The 15,365-nt window shown below is 72.6% G+C and carries 14 protein-coding genes; 10 read left to right on the forward strand and 4 right to left on the reverse strand.

The genetic code is table 11. The features are described 5' to 3' along the window. Window positions 1-26 precede the first annotated feature (26 nt). From xseA to OG553_RS11095, 3 genes are all read left to right on the forward strand, one after another. A complete protein-coding gene (xseA, locus tag OG553_RS11085; RefSeq protein WP_405978811.1) occupies window positions 27-1,319 on the forward strand; it encodes an exodeoxyribonuclease VII large subunit in 1,293 nt (430 codons plus the stop codon). 51 nt (window positions 1,320-1,370) lie between these two features. After that, window positions 1,371-1,610 (forward strand): exodeoxyribonuclease VII small subunit, encoded by a 240-nt coding sequence (locus OG553_RS11090; RefSeq protein WP_405978812.1) that lies wholly within the window; start codon window positions 1,371-1,373, stop codon window positions 1,608-1,610. Window positions 1,611-1,706: 96 nt separating this feature from the next. After that, a complete protein-coding gene (locus OG553_RS11095; protein WP_405978813.1) occupies window positions 1,707-2,297 on the forward strand; it encodes a malonic semialdehyde reductase in 591 nt (196 codons plus the stop codon). Between the two features lie 133 nt (window positions 2,298-2,430). Here OG553_RS11095 and OG553_RS11100 read toward each other — a convergent pair whose 3' ends face one another. Beyond that, window positions 2,431-2,958, reverse strand: coding sequence for a DUF4245 domain-containing protein (locus OG553_RS11100; RefSeq protein WP_405983015.1), 528 nt, complete (start codon window positions 2,956-2,958; stop codon window positions 2,431-2,433). A gap of 226 nt (window positions 2,959-3,184) precedes the next feature. Between OG553_RS11100 and glpX the strand changes: the two genes are divergently transcribed. Then, window positions 3,185-4,216, forward strand: a complete 1,032-nt coding sequence (gene glpX / locus OG553_RS11105) for a class II fructose-bisphosphatase (protein ID WP_405978814.1) — start codon at window positions 3,185-3,187, stop codon at window positions 4,214-4,216. Between the two features lie 132 nt (window positions 4,217-4,348). Here glpX and OG553_RS11110 read toward each other — a convergent pair whose 3' ends face one another. Together OG553_RS11110 and OG553_RS11115 are read right to left on the reverse strand one after the other, a co-directional pair. Next, a complete protein-coding gene (locus tag OG553_RS11110) occupies window positions 4,349-4,750 on the reverse strand; it encodes a WhiB family transcriptional regulator (protein ID WP_405978815.1) in 402 nt (133 codons plus the stop codon). Window positions 4,751-4,882: 132 nt separating this feature from the next. Then, window positions 4,883-5,569 (reverse strand): DUF1707 domain-containing protein, encoded by a 687-nt coding sequence (locus tag OG553_RS11115; protein WP_405978816.1) that lies wholly within the window; start codon window positions 5,567-5,569, stop codon window positions 4,883-4,885. A 150-nt stretch (window positions 5,570-5,719) separates the two neighbouring features. On the opposite strand from OG553_RS11115, the gene OG553_RS11120 reads away from it, so the two are divergent. The 3 genes from OG553_RS11120 (at window position 5,720) to OG553_RS11130 (ending at window position 9,002) form a co-directional block, all read left to right on the forward strand. Beyond that, a complete protein-coding gene (locus tag OG553_RS11120) occupies window positions 5,720-7,384 on the forward strand; it encodes a fumarate hydratase (protein ID WP_405978817.1) in 1,665 nt (554 codons plus the stop codon). Between the two features lie 139 nt (window positions 7,385-7,523). Next, complete coding sequence (locus OG553_RS11125; protein WP_405978818.1) at window positions 7,524-8,132, forward strand: hypothetical protein; 609 nt, start codon at window positions 7,524-7,526, stop codon at window positions 8,130-8,132. A 96-nt stretch (window positions 8,133-8,228) separates the two neighbouring features. Beyond that, window positions 8,229-9,002: a glycerophosphodiester phosphodiesterase gene (locus OG553_RS11130; protein ID WP_405978819.1), complete on the forward strand. Its 774-nt coding sequence runs from the start codon at window positions 8,229-8,231 to the stop codon at window positions 9,000-9,002. A gap of 86 nt (window positions 9,003-9,088) precedes the next feature. Here the strand turns inward: OG553_RS11130 and OG553_RS11135 are convergent, their stop codons facing one another. After that, entirely contained in the window at window positions 9,089-10,618 is a 1,530-nt protein-coding gene (locus tag OG553_RS11135) for a ricin-type beta-trefoil lectin domain protein (protein ID WP_405978820.1), read from the reverse strand. Between the two features lie 107 nt (window positions 10,619-10,725). Here OG553_RS11135 and OG553_RS11140 point away from each other — a divergent pair, with 107 nt between their 5' ends. The 3 genes from OG553_RS11140 to OG553_RS11150 all read left to right on the forward strand — a co-directional run bounded on the left by OG553_RS11140 (window position 10,726) and on the right by OG553_RS11150 (window position 15,330). Continuing rightward, the gene (locus tag OG553_RS11140; protein WP_405978821.1) at window positions 10,726-12,129 is read left to right on the forward strand and encodes a class II fumarate hydratase; all 1,404 of its coding nucleotides are present in this window, start codon (window positions 10,726-10,728) and stop codon (window positions 12,127-12,129) included. Between the two features lie 103 nt (window positions 12,130-12,232). Then, window positions 12,233-12,955 carry a DUF402 domain-containing protein gene (locus OG553_RS11145; protein ID WP_405978822.1) on the forward strand — a complete coding sequence of 241 codons (723 nt, stop codon included), beginning with the start codon at window positions 12,233-12,235 and terminating at the stop codon, window positions 12,953-12,955. Between the two features lie 251 nt (window positions 12,956-13,206). Next, window positions 13,207-15,330: a SpoIIE family protein phosphatase gene (locus tag OG553_RS11150; protein ID WP_405978823.1), complete on the forward strand. Its 2,124-nt coding sequence runs from the start codon at window positions 13,207-13,209 to the stop codon at window positions 15,328-15,330. Window positions 15,331-15,365: the final 35 nt, after the last annotated feature.

Consider the following 15,365-nt stretch of genomic DNA (forward strand, 5'->3'; position numbering starts at 1 on the left):
TCAGCGGCTGCGGTTAGCCTGCGTGCATGGGTCTGAATACGTCGGCTGATGCGCCGCTGCCGGTCGGTCAGGTGTCCCGGCTCATCGGGGGCTGGATCGACCGCCTGGGCCAGGTGTGGGTGGAGGGGCAGATCACGCAGCTGTCCCGGCGGCCGGGGGCCGGGGTGGTGTTCCTGACGCTGCGCGACCCCTCGCACGACATCTCGGTGAGCGTGACCTGCTTCCGCCAGGTCTGGGACGAGGTCGCGGACGTGGTCTCCGAGGGCGCCCGGGTCGTCGTACTGGCCAAGCCGGAGTGGTACGCCCCGCGCGGGCAGCTGTCCCTGCGGGTGACCGAGATCCGCCCGGTCGGCATCGGCGAGCTGCTGGCGCGCCTGGAGCGGCTGAAGCGGTCGCTGGCCGCCGAGGGGCTCTTCGCCCTGGACCGCAAGAAGCCGCTGCCGTTCCTGCCGCAGCTGATCGGGCTGGTGGTGGGGCGGGCCTCGGCGGCCGAGCGGGACGTGCTGGAGAACGCCCGGCGGCGCTGGCCGGCCGTCCGCTTCGAGGTGCGCAACGTGGCGGTGCAGGGGGTGCACGCGGTGCCCCAGGTGGTGCAGGCGGTCAAGGAGCTGGACGCGCACCCCGGCGTGGACGTGATCATCGTGGCGCGGGGCGGCGGCAGCGTGGAGGACCTGCTGCCGTTCTCCGACGAGGAGGTCGTGCGTACGGTCGCGGCGGCCCGCACCCCGGTGGTCTCGGCGATCGGGCACGAGCCGGACTCCCCGCTGCTCGACCTGGTCGCGGACCTGCGGGCCTCCACGCCCACGGACGCGGCCAAGAAGGTGGTCCCGGACGTCGGCGAGGAGCTGGAGCGGGTGCGCCAGCTCCAGGGCCGCGGCCTGCGGGCGCTGCGCGGGCTGCTGGAGCGGGAGGAGCGGGGCCTGGCGAACGCGCTGGCGCGCCCTGTGTTCGTGCACCCGCAGCGGATGGTGGAGACCCGGGAGGCCGAGCTGGAGGCGCTGCTGGCCCGCAGCCGGCGCACGCTCGGGCACCTGCTGGACCGGGCCGACTCGGAGCTGGAGCACACGCTCGCCCGGGTGGTCGCGCTGTCGCCGAAGGCCACCCTGGAGCGCGGGTACGCGGTGCTCCAGCGGGCCGACGGGCACGTGGTGCGGGCGCCCGGGGAGGTCGTGGCGGGCGAGGTGCTGCGGGCCCGGGTGGCGGCGGGCGAGTTCGCGGTGGAGGTGGCGGAGCCGGAACCGGCGAACGCCCCGCCGCAGGTCCCGGAGCCGGCGGTGGAGACCGGCTCGACCGCCGGTCCAGACCCTCTCGAAAACTGACACATTCCACGCTAATCAGACGCACCGCATACCTACGATGGGACCCAAGGAATGACCGACACCGATACGGCGCTGGGGTACGAACAGGCACGGGACGAGCTCGTGGAGGTCGTCCGCAAGCTGGAGGCCGGAGGCACCTCCCTGGAGGAGTCGCTGGCGCTCTGGGAGCGCGGCGAGGAGCTGGCGAAGGTCTGCCGGCACTGGCTCGAAGGGGCCCGCGCCCGGCTGGACTCGGCACTGGCCGCCCGTGAGGCGGCGGCCGGGGACGACGGGGACGGCCGCGAGGAGTGACCCGCACCACCAACCCAGCTAGTAGTTGAAATTTCATCTACTTTGGCCGTAGAGTCGGAGCCACCGCTTCACCTCCGCATAGAAGAAGGCTTACCGATGTCTCTCGTGCTCGACGCCGCTGCCCAGGACCTGCTGTTCCGCGAGGCCCGCACCGCCAACTCGTTCTCCGAGGAGCCGGTGACCGAGGAGCAGGTCCAGGCCATCTACGACCTCGTGAAGTTCGGCCCCACCGCCTTCAACCAGAGCCCGCTGCGCGTCACCCTCGTCCGCTCCCCCGAGGCCCGCGAGCGCCTCGTGAAGCACATGGCCGAGGGCAACCAGGCCAAGACCTCCGCCGCCCCGCTGGTCGCGATCCTCTCCGCGGACAACGAGTTCCACGAGGAGCTCCCCCAGCTGCTCCCGCACTTCCCGCAGGCCAAGGACGCCTTCTTCTCCGAGCGCCCGGTCCGCGAGCAGAACGCCCTGCTGAACGGCGCCCTCCAGGCCGCCTACTTCATCATCGGCGTCCGCGCCGCCGGTCTGGCCGCCGGCCCGATGACCGGCCTGGACTTCGACGGCGTCCAGAAGGAGTTCCTGGACGCCGACCACACCCCGCTGATGGTCGTCAACATCGGCAAGCCGGGCGAGAACGCCTGGTTCCCGCGCTCCCCGCGCCTGGACTTCGACCAGGTCATCACCACCGTCTGAGCCCCCCGCGCCGCCTGAGCACCGGCACGGACACGCACACGACGTACGCGAAAGGCCGCCCTCCCCGGATCCCGGGGAGGGCGGCCTTTCGCCGTACCTGCGGCCATGCCCGCGGCGGCTACGGGTCTGCGCGCTACGGGGCCTGCGGCCCCTGCTTGAACTCCAGCGCCGCCGCCATCGCGGCGAGCCCGTCGAAGTCGGCCGTGCCCGTCACCACGGTCACGTAGCCCTGCTCCTGCCGGACGAGCGCGTCGTACTTCTCGCCGTCCCAGCGCTCCCACGCCCGGTCGCCGACCTGCTGGGTCTGCCCGGTGGCCTTCGCCTGCTGGGTGAGCTTGGCCACGTTCTTGGCCGAGGCGTCGGTGGACTGCTCCACCGCCACGTACTGCTTGTCCGGATCCTGGAAGCCCAGGTGCCAGGCGTTCGCGTCCTTGCGCTCGAAGGTCACCGAGGTCGCCCGCCACTGGTCCGGGAGGCCCACCGGGGCCGCCACCGGGTACGGCGCGGCGCGCCGGGCCGTGATGGTCTCCACCCGGTAGTCCACCGTGCGCGTAGGGTCGGCGTCCTCGTCATGGGGGATGAATATGTAGATGCCCGCCACGACCACGCCGATCACCGTCAGCGACCGGACCATGTCCCAGACCGTCTGCTTGCCTTTCATACCTGCCACCGCACCATCGTCCCGCATCGCCCTCCGCGATCACCGGCCGGGGTGGGCGTGGCGGGCGTGGCGGGCACACCACCGGAGGCGCACGATGTCCGCTCAGCCGTACGGCATGACCGATATGCCGCTCATACGTGACCCGGTCTGCTCAATATGTCGATGAACCGATAGAGTTCCAGCACCCTCACATCCCGGCCGTCGTCGTACAGAAAGGTGCGCTCCGATGACCGAGCACAACCTGCCGCCCCAGCTCGAAGTCGCCCCCGATTCGCCCGACCGCAACCTCGCCCTGGAACTCGTACGGGTCACCGAGGCCGCGGCCCTCGCCGCGGGCCGGTGGGTGGGCCGTGGCGACAAGCTCGGCGCCGACGGCGCCGCGGTCAACGCGATGCGCACCCTGATCTCCACCGTCTCGATGAACGGCGTCGTCGTCATCGGCGAGGGCGAGAAGGACGAAGCGCCCATGCTCTTCAACGGCGAGCGCGTCGGTGACGGCACGGGCGCCGAGGTCGACATCGCCGTGGACCCGATCGACGGCACCACGCTCAACGCCAAGGGCATGCCCAACGCCATCGCCGTCCTGGCCGCCGCCGACCGCGGAACCATGTTCGACCCGTCCGCGGTCTTCTACATGGACAAGCTCGTCACCGGCCCCGAGGCCGCCGACTTCGTCGACATCAACGCCCCCGTCTCGGTGAACATCCGCCGCGTCGCCAAGGCCAAGCGGGTCGCCCCCGAGGACGTCACGGTCGTCATCCTGGACCGCCCGCGCCACGAGGGCATCGTCAAGGAGATCCGCGAGACCGGCGCCCGGATCAAGTTCATCTCCGACGGCGACGTCGCCGGCTCGGTCATGGCCGTCCGCGAGGGCACCGGCGTCGACCTGCTCATGGGCATCGGCGGCACCCCCGAGGGCATCATCTCCGCCTGCGCCATAAAGTGCCTCGGCGGCACCATCCAGGGCAAGCTGTGGCCCAAGGACGACGCCGAGCGCCAGAAGGCCATCGACGCGGGCCACGACCTGGACCGGGTCCTGACCACGAACGACCTGGTGTCCGGCGAGAACGTCTTCTTCGTCGCCACCGGCATCACGGACGGCGAGCTGCTGCGCGGCGTCCACTACCGCTCCGAGACCGCGACCACGTCCTCGCTGGTCATGCGCTCGAAGTCGGGCACGATCCGGCAGATCGACTCCACGCACCGCCTGTCGAAGCTGCGCGCCTACAGCGACATCGACTTCGACCGCGCCCAGTAGGAGCGGTCCGGCCGGCGACGGCACGGCGAAGGGGCGGCCCCTGTGCGGGGGGCCGCCCCTTCGGCGCGTTCACCACCGGTCCGGCCGAGACCGGTCGACGCGTGCGTACGTGCGCGGCGCCGCGCGCTCCGGTCAGCCCGCCGCGGCGACCGGTCCGGGCGCGCCCGCGCCCGGGAGCAGTTCGGCGGCCCGGCGCCGCCTGCGGCCCAGCACCACCCGGCGCTCGGCGGCGGTGAGCCCGCCCCAGACCCCGTACGGCTCCGGCTGGAGCAGGGCGTGCTCGCGGCAGGCGACCATCACCGGGCAGCGGGCGCAGACCCTTTTGGCGGCCTCCTCGCGGGCGAGCCGGGCCGCGGTGGGCTCCTTGGACGGTGCGAAGAAGAGACCCGCCTCGTCCCTGCGGCAGACGGCCTCGGCGTGCCATGGGCCGTCCTCTTCCCTGGCCGGATCCCGCGGCTTCGGCACGGCCGTCGGGCGCGTCGGAAGGCTCTGGACGGCGGCTGCATGCAGGGACTGATGCGGCGGATGCGGCACGGTCTACTCCTGACGACGTATACGCGAGCGAGAGACGATGCACCAGTCCCTACCCGCTGCGCGTGCCGCTATGCACCGCGTGCCGCCGGGGCGGCCGGGTTCGTCCGAAACCGGACGCAGCCCGGTCGTGTTTCAGTCGAGGTGCTTGCGGAGCTTCGCGGCCAGGTCGACGAGGCGGGAGCCGCGCTTGGGGCGGGCCTCGATGTTGCCGAGCAGGGCGAAGCCGCGGACGATCACCACGGGGGCCTGCGGGTCGGCGGCGACGCCCTCGCCGCGCACTTCGAAGTTGCCGAGGACGCCGCTGCCGTAGCCGCGCAGGGTGACGTTCTCGGGGACGAGGACCTCGATGTTGCCGAGGACGCTGGTCGCGGTGATCTCGGTGACCTGCTGCTCGAAGACGGCCTCGCTGAGGTCGATGGTGATGTCGCCCATGACCGATACCGCACGCGTGCGGGCGCCGGGGCGCCAGCGGCCCTTGCGGGCGGAGCTGCTGCACACCGCGACGACCGTCTCGGCGGGTCCGCCGGCGGCCGGCGCGGCGGGGGTGTCGGTAGCGGCGGACGCGGCGGGCCGGTGGCCGCCCGTGCCCGCCGGGAGGTCGCGCACCAGCAGGTCCAGCTCCCCGACGGTCTTGACCGCGTACAGGGTGTCGAGGCGCTCGGAGTGCTCCTCGGCGGTCAGGCGGCCCTCCGCGAGGGCGTCGGAGAGGATCTGCGCGATCCGGTCCCGGTCGGCGTCGGAGGCGCGCAGCCCGGAGGGTCCGGCGGCCCCGTCGCCGGGCGCGGGGGCAGGGGAGGCGGTGTGCTTTTCCATGTCCACGCCGCCCAGCATAGCGAGACACGATAGATCGCGATACTGCTGGGTGAGCCTTACCTCACAGACACAGCCGGCGCGAGAGGTCCTACGCTTGATGTCCGCGCTGCCAATTGGTCGCCAGCGCTGTCTGCCGAGTGAGGAATGGCTACCCAAATGCCGGAGTTCGCGTACACCGACCTGCTGCCCCTGGGCGAGGACACCACCCCCTACCGGCTGGTGACCTCGGAGGGAGTCTCGACGTTCGAGGCCGACGGCCGTACGTTCCTCAAGGTCGAGCCGGAGGCGCTGCGCAAGCTCGCCGCCGAGGCCATCCACGACATCCAGCACTTCCTGCGCCCCGCGCACCTCGCGCAGCTCCGCCGGATCATCGACGACCCGGAGGCCAGCTCGAACGACAAGTTCGTCGCGCTCGACCTCCTGAAGAACGCGAACATCGCGGCGGCCGGCGTCCTGCCCATGTGCCAGGACACGGGCACGGCGATCGTCATGGGCAAGCGCGGCCAGAACGTGCTGACGCAGGGCGGCGACGAGGAGGCCCTCTCGCGCGGCATCTACGACGCCTACACCGAGCTGAACCTGCGCTACTCGCAGATGGCCCCGCTGACCATGTGGGAGGAGAAGAACACCGGCTCGAACCTGCCCGCGCAGATCGAGCTGTACGCGACCGACGGCGGCGCGTACAAGTTCCTCTTCATGGCCAAGGGCGGTGGCTCCGCCAACAAGTCCTTCCTCTACCAGGAGACCAAGGCGGTCCTCAACGAGGCCTCCATGATGAAGTTCCTGGAGGAGAAGATCCGCTCGCTCGGCACGGCGGCCTGCCCGCCGTACCACCTGGCGATCGTGGTCGGCGGCACCTCCGCCGAGCACGCGCTCAAGACCGCGAAGTACGCCTCCGCGCACTACCTGGACGAGCTGCCGCGCGAGGGCTCCGCCCTGGGCCACGGCTTCCGCGACGAGGCCCTGGAGCAGCAGGTCTTCGAGCTGACTCAGAAGATCGGCATCGGAGCGCAGTTCGGCGGCAAGTACTTCTGCCACGACGTCCGCGTCGTCCGCCTGCCGCGCCACGGCGCCTCCCTCCCGGTCGCGATCGCCGTGTCCTGCTCGGCGGACCGCCAGGCGGTCGCCAAGATCACCGCCGAGGGCGTGTTCCTGGAGCAGCTGGAGACGGACCCGGCGCGCTTCCTGCCCGACACCACGGACTCCCACCTGGACGAGTCCTCGGACGTGGTCTCCATCGACCTGAACCGGCCGATGGACGAGATCCTGGCGACCCTGACCGAGCACCCGGTCAAGACCCGCCTGTCCCTCACCGGACCCCTGGTCGTGGCCCGCGACATCGCGCACGCCAAGATCAAGGAGCGGCTGGACGCCGGCGAGGGCATGCCGCAGTACCTCAAGGACCACCCGGTGTACTACGCCGGCCCCGCGAAGACCCCCGAGGGCTACGCCTCCGGCTCCTTCGGCCCGACCACGGCCGGCCGCATGGACAGCTACGTCGAGCAGTTCCAGGCGGCGGGCGGCTCCAAGGTCATGCTGGCCAAGGGCAACCGCTCGCAGCAGGTGACGGACGCGTGCGGCGCGCACGGCGGCTTCTACCTCGGCTCGATCGGCGGCCCGGCGGCGCGCCTGGCGCAGGACTGCATCAAGAAGGTCGAGGTCCTGGAGTACGAGGAGCTCGGCATGGAGGCGGTCTGGAAGATCGAGGTCGAGGACTTCCCGGCCTTCATCGTCGTCGACGACAAGGGCAACGACTTCTTCCAGAACCCGGCCCCCGAGCCGACGTTCACCCACATCCCGGTGCGCGGCCCGGGTCTGTAGTACGCGGCTCCGAGGGCCCCTCCCCCGTTCGGGGGAGGGGCCCTCGCGCGTCTCCGCCCTTCGGCAGATGGCAGGGGCGCCGGCTCCCGGCGAGGCTGTTCCCGTACCCGAAACGGCCTACCCCAAAAGGGAGTTCATCATGAAGCCCCGTACGCGTGCCCTCGCCCTCGCCGGAACCGCCGCCCTGCTCGCGGCCGTGGCCCTGGCGTCCCCGGCCCCGGCGGCGCCGGTCGCGCCGAAGACCGCCTCGGTGCACGGGGGCGGCGCGATCTTCTTCCCGTACTCCCCCAAGGACGACATCCGCTTCACGGTCGACGCCGAGTCGGCCCCGTGGACCAAGCCGTACCCGAACACCCCGGGCCTGGAGAAGGGCCTGCCGACGGACGCGCGGGGCCGGGTGACCATCTCCCACCACTTCAAGGAGTCCGGCTTCACCGGCACCGCCGAGGCGGAGATCGACTGCCTGGTCACGGGCGGCAGGACCGCCACCCTGACGGCCGTGGTCAAGACCTCGAACGTCGGCTGGGAGGGCAAGCGGATCGGGATCAGCGTCCAGGACGGCGAGCACGGCGCCCCTGACCGGGTCGGCTTCTCCTGGGCGGTCGCCAACGTCGACGTGAACGCGGACGGCTCGGTGGTGGAGCCCCGGGTGGGCACCTGCATGGCCCCGGCCCCCTTCACGGAGGTGGTCAAGGGCGGCTACAAGGTCACCCCGGCCCCGCTGGCCCCCCAGCCCGCGAAGCCGTAGTTCCCCGCCCGCGGTTTCCGCTCCCGGGCACCGGGGTTAACGTCGGGTACGCCGCCCTGCGGCGACCCGTTCACCCCGGTTCGCAAGGATCCCCGTATGACAGCGTCGACGCCCTCCCTCCGCACCGCCCGCACCGTCCGGGTCGTCGCGCACCGCGGGGCCTCGCAGGAACACCCCGAGCACACCATCGAGGCCTACCGGCAGGCCGTCGCCGACGGGGCGGACGCCCTGGAGTGCGATGTGCGCCTGAGCCGGGACGGACGGCTGGTGTGCGTGCACGACCGGACCGTGGAGCGGACCTCCGACGGGCGCGGGGTGGTCTCGGCGATGACGTACGAGCAGCTGTGCGCGTTCGACTTCGGCGGGTGGAAGGGCGAGAAGCACCGGGGGGCCCGGGTGCTGCTGTTCGAGGACCTGCTCCAGGAGGCCCTCGCCGCGGACCGGCCCGTCGGGCTGGCCGTGGAGACCAAGCACCCCACCCGGGCCGGCGGCCGGCTGGAGGCCGAGCTCGTCCGGGTGCTGAAGGAGTACGGGCTGGCCGACGGAGCGGACGGCCGCGTCGAGGTGATGAGCTTCTCCCGGAACGCGCTGACCCGGATGCACCGGCTGGCGCCGGGTCTGCCCGCCGTGTACCTGATCGAGCGGGCCGTGCGGCCGCCGCGTCCGCCGTTCGCGGGGCACGCGGGTCCCGGTATCGACCTGGTGCGCCGGGATCCGGGACTGGTGGGCCGGCTGCGGGCCAAGGGGCTGCGGGTGCGGGTGTGGACCGTGGACGAGCCCGAGGACGTGGAGCTGTGCGTGCGGCTCGGGGTGGAGACGATCATCACCAACCGGCCCCGGCAGGTACGGGAGCAGCTGGAGGCCATTTAGCGGGCCGGGTCCCGGACGTGGGAACACCCGGCCGGAGCGGTCCGGCCGGGTGTGGGGGGTGCGGTGGCGGTGCGGGGACGGGCGGCTTACGCGAAGCGCTGGTTCGCGGAGCCGTTGCAGGGCTGGAGGCGCAGCTGCTCGTGGGCGGCGGCGACGGTGAGGCACATGCCGGGGGCGGCCGCGGGGCGCAGGGTGGCGCCGTCGCGGACGAACTGCTGGTTGGCGCCGCCGTGGCAGTTGTAGAGGATCATCCCGGTGCCGGCGCCGTAGTTGGCGCCCGGGGCGTCGAGGCAGCGGTCGTGGGTGAGTTCGACGTGGAGGGACTTCCTGGCGGAGTCGTACCACCAGCCCTGGTTGCGGCCGCCGTGGCAGTCCCAGCCGACGACCTTGGTCTCGTTGGCGCTGGAGCCGCCGAAGGAGTCGAGGCAGTTGCCGGTGGCTTCGTTCTTCAGGGGCTTGTAGAGGGAGTCCCAGGCGCCGGCCTGGAGGACGGGGGTGCCGGTGCTCGCCGGGTCGGCGCAGGAGGCCTCGCGCAGGCCGGAGGCGTAGAGCTGGGTGAGGCAGGACGCGAAGGCGCCGTGGCCCCGGTAGTTGGGGTGGAAGGACTGGCGGGCGGTGTTCTCGTCCCAGGGGAAGTGGTCCCCGAGGTCGAGGTAGAGGCCGCGGGCCCAGGTGTCCTCCATGCAGACCTCGTGGCCGTGGAAGAGCCGCGAGTTGTCGAGGTAGACCGCGCCGGAGGCGAGGGCCGCGGCGCGCATGCCCTTCTCGAAGGTGGGCACGGCGTAGTTGCGGCCCCAGGTGGCGTCGGAGTCGTAGCCGGCGCAGCCGCCGGGGAGCTTGCCGGGGAAGTTCGGGTTGTCGTTGAAGTCGGGGCCGATGGGGCTGGGGTAGCCCATGACGACGAGCTTGTAGTCGGTGTCGGCGTAGCCGGCGTCGCGCATGACGGTCTTGAGGTCCGCGACGGTGGCCTCGACCTTGGGCTTCAGGCCGTCGACGCGGGACTGCCAGCCGGGGCCGTACTTGGGTTCGCAGGTGCCCTGGCTGAGCACCCAGCGGGTGACGCAGTCGGTCATGACGGGGCCGAACTGGAGGTCGTCGTTGGCTCCGGCGACCAGCAGCACCATCTTGATCTTCGTGTTGCGCGCCTTGACGGCCAGGCTGTCGCTCTGGACGAGCTCGTCGGCGTACTGCTTGCTGCCGCCGATCCGGATGTTGCCCGTGTAGCCGCCGGAGCAGGCGACGTTGAAGGTGAGGTCGGCGGGGATGCCGGTGCGGTGGATGGCCGCGTCGGGCGAGCGGTGGCACTGGTTGGACGGGGTGTTGGTGGCGGGGTCGTAGTTGCCGACGCCCTCGCCGGAGATCTCGCTGTCGCCGAGGGAGATGAGGCCGGTCTTGCGCTCGGCGAGCGGCCGGATCGCCGGGTCCCCGTAGATCTTGACGGCCTCGGCGGCGCGTACGGCCTCCAGCTCGGGCGACAGGGGTGCGATCGAGCCGGAAGCGGCGGGTGCGGCCTGGGCCATGGGGGTGACGGCGGTGACGCCCCCGAGGGCGGCCGCGAACGCCGCGACGGCGGCGAAGGTACATCTGAGCCTGGGTTTCGTGCGGGCACGTGCCATGAACGCCTCCCCGATATCGGTGTTACCACCGGTATTTACTGGCCGGTAGGGGAGATGGGAACAGTTCGAACAAGACAATTGCTCAAGTTTCTGAGGAGGCTACAAAGATGACCGACGATCAGCAGCCGCAGGCGTTCCGGACCGAGCACGACTCCATGGGCGAGGTCCGCGTCCCCGCGCACGCCAAGTGGCGCGCGCAGACCCAGCGCGCGGTGGAGAACTTCCCGCTCTCCGGGCAGCGCATCGAGCGCGCCCACATCGAGGCCCTCGCCCGGATCAAGGCCGCCGCCGCCCTGGTCAACGCCGAGCTGGGAGTGGTGGACGAGGACGTCGCGCGGGCGATCCGGTCCGCCGCCGCCGAGGTCGCCGAGGGGCGCTGGGACGAGCACTTCCCCGTCGACGTGTTCCAGACCGGGTCGGGGACCTCGTCCAACATGAACACCAACGAGGTGATCGCCACCCTGGCCACCGAGCGGCTCGGGCGCGAGGTCCACCCCAACGACCACGTCAACGCCTCGCAGAGCTCCAACGACGTCTTCCCCTCGTCGATCCACATCGCGGCCACCGCCGCCGTCTCCCGCGAGCTGGTCCCGGCCCTGGAGCACCTCGCCGCCGCCCTGGAGCGCAAGGCGGCCGAGTTCTCCGAGGTGGTCAAGGCCGGGCGCACGCACCTGATGGACGCCACTCCGGTCACCCTGGGCCAGGAGTTCGGCGGGTACGCCGCCCAGGTCCGCTACGGCGTGGACCGGCTGCGGGCCGCCCTGCCGCGGCTGGCCGAGCTGCCGCTGGGCGGTACCGCGGTGGGCACCGGGATCAACACCCCGCCCGGGTTCTCGGCGGCCGTGATCGCCGAGGTGGCCCGCGCGACCGGGCTGCCGTTGACCGAGGCCCGCGACCACTTCGAGGCCCAGGGGGCCCGGGACGCGCTGGTGGAGACGTCCGGGGCGCTCCGTACGATCGCCGTCTCGCTCACCAAGATCTGCAACGACCTGCGCTGGATGGCCTCCGGCCCGCGCACCGGATTGGCCGAAATCAATCTGCCGGATCTCCAGCCGGGGTCCTCGATCATGCCCGGAAAGGTCAATCCGGTCGTCCCCGAAGCCCTGTTGATGATCGCCGCGCAGGTGATGGGGAACGACGCGACGGTCGCCGTCGCGGGCGCCGCCGGCAACTTCGAGCTCAATGTGATGCTCCCGGTGATGGCCCGGAACCTGCTCGAATCGATCCGCCTGCTCGGCAACGGCAGTCGGCTGCTGGCCGACCGCACCGTGGACGGGATCACCGCCAACTCCGAGCGGGCCAGGGAGTACGCCGAGTCCTCGCCCTCGGTGGTGACCCCGCTCAACCGGTACATCGGCTACGAGGAGGCGGCCAAGGTGGCCAAGCGCGCCCTCGCCGAGCGGAAGACGATCAGGGAGGTCGTGCTGGAGTCCGGCTACGTCGACCGGGGCGCGCTCACCCTCGCGCAGCTGGACGAGGCGCTCGACGTGCTGCGGATGACCCGGCCCTGAAATCGGTTCCGGCCAGGGGCCGAATCCGGTCGTTTACCGTCCCCGGCCCCCTCCGTGACCTGCACCGCAGCGTCCCGCGGGGCCGCCGCCCTAAGATCTGCGCATGACAGGTACCTACGGGGGGCCCGGGGGCGGCGCGGCGCGGCCCGCCGCGGGTGACGCGGCGTCGGCGCCGCACTGGGCGCCCGGGGAGCAGATCCTCTGGCGCTACCGCGACCACGCCCCGGGGCAGGCCGGCCCCATCCACATCGCCCGCCCGGTGACGGTGGTGCGCGACACGGACGAGCTGCTCGCCGTGTGGATGGCGCCCGGCACCGAGTGCGTCAAGCCGGTGCTGGCCGACGGCAGTCCGGTACACCGGGAGCCGCTCGCCACCCGCTACACCGCGCCCCGCACCACCGCGCGCTCGCGCTGGTTCGGCGGGGGCGTGCTGAAGCTGGCCCGGCCCGGGGAGCCGTGGTCGGTCTGGCTGTTCTGGGACGACGACTGGACCCTGCGCAACTGGTACGTCAACCTGGAGGAGCCCCGTACCCGGTGGGCCGGCGGGGTCGACTCCGTCGACCACTTCCTCGACATCGCGGTCTACCCCGACCGCAGCTGGAAGTGGCTGGACGAGGACGAGTTCGCGCAGGCGCAGCGGATCGGGCTGATGGACCAGGACCAGGCGCGCCGGGTGGTGGACGCGGGGCGCTCGGCCGTGGAGGTCGTCAAGGCCTGGGGGGCTCCGTTCAGCGACGGATGGCAGGACTGGAGGCCCGATCCGGCCTGGGGAGTTCCGGTTCTGCCCGAGGACTGGGACCGCACCCCGGCGCATATGACCTCATGAGACCCTTGATGCGCCCCCGGGGGTCAACCGTAGGATCGTCCTCCGCAGGTCGTGCACGAGGGGCCCCACCGGTCCCGCACCCGTAAATGACCTGCGGCGACCGGGACTTGACCGGAGGTCGACGCGAGCGAAAGGTAACGAGCGGGACGCGGTACCCGGGGGTGATGGTGCCCCCGCCGCTGAGCGGGTATACCGCGACTGACCGAGTTGAGTGCAGCGCACATCGAGCGCAAACGGACGGAATTCCACGCGTGACGGAGTACCCCACCTCCCAGGAGGGCCCGCAGCCCACCGTCGCCTCCGGCGGAGGTACGGATGAGCTCGGCCACGGCAAGGCCCCCATCGCGGCCGCCGAGGCCGTACGCACGCATGCCGACTTCCCGCGCCCGCGCGGCACCACCGGCGAGGGCTCCGGGCACGGCCCCGCGGACACCGGCGCGGCCGCGGCACGCGGCCGGGACGGCGAGGCCGCGCGCAACGCGGGCCGGCGCACCCCGGCCGACGGGGCGCCGGGCGAGCCGGCCGCCGCCGAGGCCGCCGCGGCCGTACGGGCGGTCCCGCTCCCGGCCTCCGGCGCCGGTTCCGGCCACGGCCCCGGCTTCGGCGAGGTCGGCGTGGCCCGCCGCGAGGGCGACCGGCTGCGGTTCGTCGGCGCCGCCACGCGCCGGATCGCGCGCGGCATCGACCTCGACGAGATCGTGCTCGGCCTGTGCCGGGCCACCGTGCCGACGTTCTCCGACGCCATCCTCGTCTACCTGCGCGACCCGCTGCCCGTCGGCGACGAGCGGCCCGTCGGCCCGGTCGTTTTAAGGCTGCGCCGCACCGACCGGCTCCGGCCGATCGACGACCTTACCGACGCCGACGGGGGCGCCGGGGCCGCGGGGGCCGCCGGCGAGCTCGACTTCAGCCAGCTGCCGCTGGTCGGCCCGCAGGGTGACCTGCCCGCGGCCGAGCTGTGCGAGATCCGCCCCGGCGGGGCCCTCGCCGAGGTGCTGCGCGGCGTGCGCCCGGTCTTCGGCTCGGCCGCCGGGGCCAAGGACGCGCTCCCGGAGCTGCTGGGCACCGACCATCCCGTGCCGCGCGGCCAGCGGGCCATCCTGGCCCCGCTGCGGGGCCGCCGCCGGGTGATCGGCGCGGCCGTGTTCCTGCGCACCCCCGACCGGGACGCGTTCGAGCAGAACGACCTGCTCGTCGCCGCGCAGCTGGCCACGCACACCGCGCTCGGCATCGACAAGGCCGTGCTGTACGGGCGCGAGGCGTACATCGCCGACGAGCTCCAGCGCACGATGCTGCCCGACGGCCTCCCCCAGCCCACCGGGGTCCGGCTGGCCTCCCGCTACCTGCCCGCCGCCGAGACGGCCCGGGTGGGCGGCGACTGGTACGACGCCATACCGCTGCCGGGCAGCCGGGTCGCGCTGGTCGTCGGCGACGTCATGGGCCACTCCATGACCTCCGCGGCGATCATGGGCCAGCTGCGCACCACCGCGCAGACCCTGGCCCAGCTGGACCTGCCGCCGGCCGAGGTGCTGCACCACCTGGACGAGCAGGCCCAGCGGCTGGGCTCCGACCGCATGGCCACCTGCCTGTACGCGGTCTACGACCCCGTCTCGCACCGGATCACCATCGCCAACGCCGGCCACCCGCCGCCGGTGCTGCTGCACCTGGGCGGCCGCGCCGAGGTGCTGCGCGTGCCGCCGGGCGCCCCCATCGGGGTCGGCGGCGTGGACTTCGAGGCCGTGGAGCTGGACGCCCCGGCCGGGGCCACCCTGCTGCTGTACACGGACGGGCTGGTGGAGTCCCGGCTGCGGGACGTGTGGACCGGCATCGAGCAGCTGCGCGAGCGCCTCGCGACGACCGCGCAGCTGACCGGGCTGGACCACTCGCCGCCGCTGGAGGCCCTCTGCGACGACGTGTTGGACATGCTCGGCCCGGGTGACCGGGACGACGACATCGCGCTGCTCGCGGCCCGCTTCGAGGGCATCGCGCCCAGCGACGTGGCGTACTGGTTCCTGGACCCGGAGGAGACCGCTCCGGGCCGGGCCCGCCGGTTCGCCCGGCGCGCGCTGGCCCGCTGGGGGCTGGAGGAGCTGAGCGACTCGCTGGAGCTGCTGGTCAGCGAGGTGGTCACCAATGCCGTCCGTTACGCGGAGCGGCCGGTGACGCTGCGGCTGCTGCGCACGGACGTGCTGCGCTGCGAGGTCGGCGACGACTCGCCGCAGCTGCCGCGCCAGCGGCGGGCCCGGGACACCGACGAGGGCGGGCGCGGCCTGTTCCTGGTGAACCGGCTCGCCCGGCGGTGGGGCGCGACCCGGCTGAGCAGCGGCAAGGTGGTCTGGTTCGAGCTCCCGCTGCCGGGGGCGCACGAACGGCGCTGACCGCCCGGAGCACGCGGAAGCGGAAACGGGAACGG

It is taken from the genome of Streptomyces sp. NBC_00158, from assembly GCF_045160885.1.
Taxonomy (GTDB): domain Bacteria; phylum Actinomycetota; class Actinomycetes; order Streptomycetales; family Streptomycetaceae; genus Streptomyces.

Coding starts and splice junctions, on each gene's coding strand:
- OG553_RS11125 (WP_405978818.1), top strand. CDS start 7,524: ATGAAGCCCCGTACGCGTGCCCTCGCCCTCGCCGGAACCGCCGCCCTG.
- OG553_RS11090 (WP_405978812.1), top strand. CDS start 1,371: ATGACCGACACCGATACGGCGCTGGGGTACGAACAGGCACGGGACGAG.
- OG553_RS11140 (WP_405978821.1), top strand. CDS start 10,726: ATGACCGACGATCAGCAGCCGCAGGCGTTCCGGACCGAGCACGACTCC.
- OG553_RS11120 (WP_405978817.1), top strand. CDS start 5,720: ATGCCGGAGTTCGCGTACACCGACCTGCTGCCCCTGGGCGAGGACACC.
- OG553_RS11095 (WP_405978813.1), top strand. CDS start 1,707: ATGTCTCTCGTGCTCGACGCCGCTGCCCAGGACCTGCTGTTCCGCGAG.
- OG553_RS11100 (WP_405983015.1), bottom strand. CDS start 2,958: ATGAAAGGCAAGCAGACGGTCTGGGACATGGTCCGGTCGCTGACGGTG.
- glpX (WP_405978814.1), top strand. CDS start 3,185: ATGACCGAGCACAACCTGCCGCCCCAGCTCGAAGTCGCCCCCGATTCG.
- xseA (WP_405978811.1), top strand. CDS start 27: ATGGGTCTGAATACGTCGGCTGATGCGCCGCTGCCGGTCGGTCAGGTG.
- OG553_RS11145 (WP_405978822.1), top strand. CDS start 12,233: ATGACAGGTACCTACGGGGGGCCCGGGGGCGGCGCGGCGCGGCCCGCC.
- OG553_RS11135 (WP_405978820.1), bottom strand. CDS start 10,618: ATGGCACGTGCCCGCACGAAACCCAGGCTCAGATGTACCTTCGCCGCC.
- OG553_RS11130 (WP_405978819.1), top strand. CDS start 8,229: ATGACAGCGTCGACGCCCTCCCTCCGCACCGCCCGCACCGTCCGGGTC.